The organism is Dehalococcoidales bacterium, from assembly GCA_028716225.1.
In the GTDB taxonomy this organism is placed as follows: domain Bacteria; phylum Chloroflexota; class Dehalococcoidia; order Dehalococcoidales; family UBA5760; genus UBA5760.
In genome coordinates this window covers 1-3,580 of the sequence record JAQUQE010000101.1, presented here as the reverse complement: position 1 = coordinate 3,580, position 3,580 = coordinate 1, and the positions used below count along the sequence as shown (strand labels likewise).

Annotated in this window: 7 protein-coding genes; all 7 read left to right on the top strand. The window is 47.1% G+C overall.

The window, feature by feature from the left end; all coding sequences use genetic code 11:
- On the top strand, positions 1–760 hold a 760-nt coding region (locus PHI12_14140; protein MDD5511927.1), incomplete at its 5' end, for a methyltransferase.
- Positions 761–772: 12 nt separating this feature from the next.
- Entirely contained in the window at positions 773–1,261 is a 489-nt protein-coding gene (locus PHI12_14135; GenBank protein ID MDD5511926.1) for a hypothetical protein, read from the top strand.
- Positions 1,262–1,276: 15 nt separating this feature from the next.
- Positions 1,277–1,444: a hypothetical protein gene (locus tag PHI12_14130; GenBank protein ID MDD5511925.1), complete on the top strand. Its 168-nt coding sequence runs from the start codon at positions 1,277–1,279 to the stop codon at positions 1,442–1,444.
- Positions 1,445–1,457: 13 nt separating this feature from the next.
- Entirely contained in the window at positions 1,458–1,943 is a 486-nt protein-coding gene (locus PHI12_14125) for a hypothetical protein (protein ID MDD5511924.1), read from the top strand.
- Positions 1,944–1,956: 13 nt separating this feature from the next.
- The gene (locus tag PHI12_14120; GenBank protein MDD5511923.1) at positions 1,957–2,220 is read left to right on the top strand and encodes a hypothetical protein; all 264 of its coding nucleotides are present in this window, start codon (positions 1,957–1,959) and stop codon (positions 2,218–2,220) included.
- Positions 2,221–2,241: 21 nt separating this feature from the next.
- A complete protein-coding gene (locus PHI12_14115) occupies positions 2,242–3,186 on the top strand; it encodes a hypothetical protein (protein ID MDD5511922.1) in 945 nt (314 codons plus the stop codon).
- Positions 3,176–3,442 (top strand): hypothetical protein, encoded by a 267-nt coding sequence (locus PHI12_14110; GenBank protein MDD5511921.1) that lies wholly within the window; start codon positions 3,176–3,178, stop codon positions 3,440–3,442. The genes PHI12_14115 and PHI12_14110 overlap by 11 nt, the downstream gene beginning before the upstream one ends.
- The last annotated feature ends 138 nt before the right edge of the window (positions 3,443–3,580 follow it).

Sequence of the window (3,580 nt, the reverse complement as noted above, 5' to 3'; positions counted from 1 at the left end):
AGGAGACATGATTAAACTGCATTCCGGTCAGCTTGACCGGAAGACCTATGAGTCCGTCAATAAGGTACTCGAGGCTATGGGCGGCAAGTGGAACCGTAAATACGGCGGCCATGTCTTCCTGGAAAGACCGGAGCAGCAATTACTCGATCTGCTTTCTACCGGCGTGATTATCCCGCCTCAGGAGTTCGGCTTCTACCCGACTCCCCCGGCCCTGGTTGCTAAAATGATCGAACTGGCAGATCTCCGGCCCGGCATGAGGGTACTTGAGCCCTCTGCCGGCACCGGCGCCATCGCCGACATGGTTGGTAAGATAGTCGGAGTGCCTTACATAACCTGTATTGAGCTGCTCGAGAAGAATGTCGAGGTATTACGAAAGAAAGAATTCAATACCATGCATGTGGACTTCCTGAAAATACAACCGTATGTCGGCGACCTGGCCTTTGATCGAGTTTTAATGAACCCGCCCTTCGAAAACCAGCAGGATATCGACCATGTCTGCCATGCCCTCAACTTCCTGAGACACGGCGGCCGCCTGGTCAGCATTATGAGCCCCGGCTTCACCTTCCGCGAGAATAAAAAGTCTGCATACTTCCGCTCGTTGGTTGAAGACTTGGGAGGCTGGTATTCCAAGAACGAACCGGATGCTTTTAAAGAGTCCGGGACCGGCATCCAAACTGTAACCGTGGTAATTGACAGGATCAAAATGCAGGAGGTACTGCAAAATAAGAAGCCTGAAAATTTAATGCAGAGCATGCTATAAGGAGTCGCTATTATGACCATGCAAAAAGACAAACAGACCGAAGGCTGGGTCGATAATCTGGTTGGCGCTCTATGCGATCCCGTTATCTGCTTTGGCCAGAACCTGGACCGGCCGCCCCGGACGATCATGGAGGCTATTAACCTGCAGCGCCTGTTAGAAAATATGGCTGCTCTTCATGAAAACAGATCGCCGATCGGCACGGATGCCGAGGCCGCCTGGTACCTCTCTTCCGCTTCCCTGGAGGCACCACTGGACCATGACTGGTTTGAAATCTATATGTATGTATTTAACAAGACCTGTGCTATAACCAAGACCGAGGTACCGGAGGACTTAAAAACGGACAAACTCACTAACCAACAAATCAATATGCTCTATGATTTAAAAGCCTGGATTTACGCGAAGCGAGTAGAACACCGCAAGACCAAGGCTAGGACCGCTAAAGAGACAGAGAAGGCAGCCAAAGTAAAGGAAGAGGCGGACCTGAATCCGACCTTATTTTAGGATAGGAGGAATACGATGGTATGCATCTTTAAAAACATGCCCAAGCATTGTACCTGCTGCTCGGTTGAAAGTAAGCTAATGTGCCTACTAAATCACCAGTTCCTGGTATTATCGGAAGCCGGCCAGAAAATACTCCGCAAGGATCTCGAGGACGAAATGAAAGCGCTGCGGCGCAATAAATAAAGAGGGTATCTTAATGCTGGTAAAAGTACAGTTTACAAACGACAACGAACGATACTATACCTATTATTCGGTGGATAATCTTAAACTGGGTGATGAGGTAAATGTTCCCACCCAGTATGGACCCAAAGCAGCCAGGGTGATAGAAATTAATGTCCCGGGCGCGGAAATCCAGAAATTTAAAGGCGGTATTAAAACTATCCCGGCCGGCTCCGTTGTTGGCCATACCGTCCTGAAGGACGAATACGGCCTGGGAGAGCCGCTATCTAACATAATAATGGAGGCCAAGAACGCCACAGCATACCATATCAAACATCACGGCAAGAGCCTCTTCAGCCAGGGCCGGGAGGGTAAGCTGTATATGATCGAAACAGTTCCTCACGTCCTGGTTGAAGACAACGGGGACCGCGGACTCTTCCGCCCTGTTGGTAAGAAAGTTGCCAATCTGATCTTTAAACCCCTGTTCAATACCAGTTTCGATGGATTAATAGAAATAAAATAGGAGGTTAATAATTATGCCATTCAGTGCTAAGGCCCACTGGGCTCTTATTTCTATCGACGAAAAAAGGATCGTGATAGATGATGTTGGCCCCTGGGACAGATTTATGTCCATTACTAATGCCGCAGAAAACACAGTTGAAGAACTAGACCGAATATACGGTATCGGTGATAGGCGTGTCTTCTATTATGATTCAGATAATGAATTGACCGAACTGAAAATCAAGAACGGAAAGTTTATTGATTTTGGTCCAGCTACTGAGAAAGATCTTAAAAACTAAATAATAAATGGAGGGGTAAATATGGCAAAGGATAAGTTTTTTGGAAAAACCACGGAACAACTTCAAACCATCGTCTCGGCTGCCCAAGATGCCTTTTTCAGCGTGGTTGTAAAAGCCTGGCCGAAAATTAAAAATGGAGATTTCCCAACTGACGCCCAGGATAAGTTCAACCAGGCAAGCGAGGAAGCTATTAGAACATGGGTAATATGCAATATCCCCATATCTAAGGATGATGGCAAAGAAATGCATAAAAAAGAATGCTATGCCCTGGCATTGACCGATGAACTACTGGATACGGTTACCAATAAAATCCAGATCCCCGGCTCTAAAATACAGGTGGCAGTTCAGGCTGAAGCTATCAAGAGATTAATAACCGTCATTGAGGCTAATGTTAACCATCGTATTCAGTTTCCAGACATTACTGATTTACTGGATATAGTAGTAGAGGCCATGCCCGGCTGCATCGGCAAGGTACCGGATTGTTACTATATTCTCCGCAAGGAAATAGAGCAGGTACTGATGACTGATCCTGTCCTGGGACATGTTGTTAATGTTCATGCTATCCGTGGTGAAGCACAGCGGTTATACCACGAATTGCCTATACTTAAAAATCCGAAAGTCCCGGCTGCCGTCAAAGAGGAGCTGCTAGAGGACTCCGGACCGATGTTCGTAATCGGCCAGGAAACCTTAAGCAGTACTAAATTCTTAATCGAAACGATGTGCGTTCAGCCTTCCGATAAAGAGCAAATGATTGCTGCTATATCCATCGGAGCTGATAACGCTAAAGCCGGCGATAAACTGGTGGACGCCATGGCAAAAAACATTGAGCACGATAACAAGCAAGACCTACAACAGTCAGCGATCGAATATAACCTCTGGGAGACCATGCAGATTACCGCTAAAGCGGACCAGATATTAAGCAGCTTATTCAAATACTGGCTGGGACAATATTACGATGGAAAATAAAGAGGCACCTAAATTCAATCCCCGGTATGTTTGCTATGCCCGGGCCCACGGAAAGACTCCAGAGGCAATGCTGGCCGCCCAGATTGCGGACGGCAGTCATAACCGCGGCTTCGTCTCATGGAATAATCAAAAGATGTGGGAATGCCGGCAGGAGCATCCAGAGTATTTTATGTACGGTACAATAAAGGACCATGAAGCTTACGACAGGTGGCTGGAAGAACACAGCCAGGGAGTGGAGGATGGCCTGGGGAAATAGATGGACAGCCGAAGAAATAGACTGGCTTAAACTCAACTATGGCAAGCTTACCCAGGATGAGATGGTAGCTCATCTCTCTCGACATACCTTGTTCAGTATCAAGGAAAAAGCTCGCTCCTTTGGCCTGAAAATGAAAAG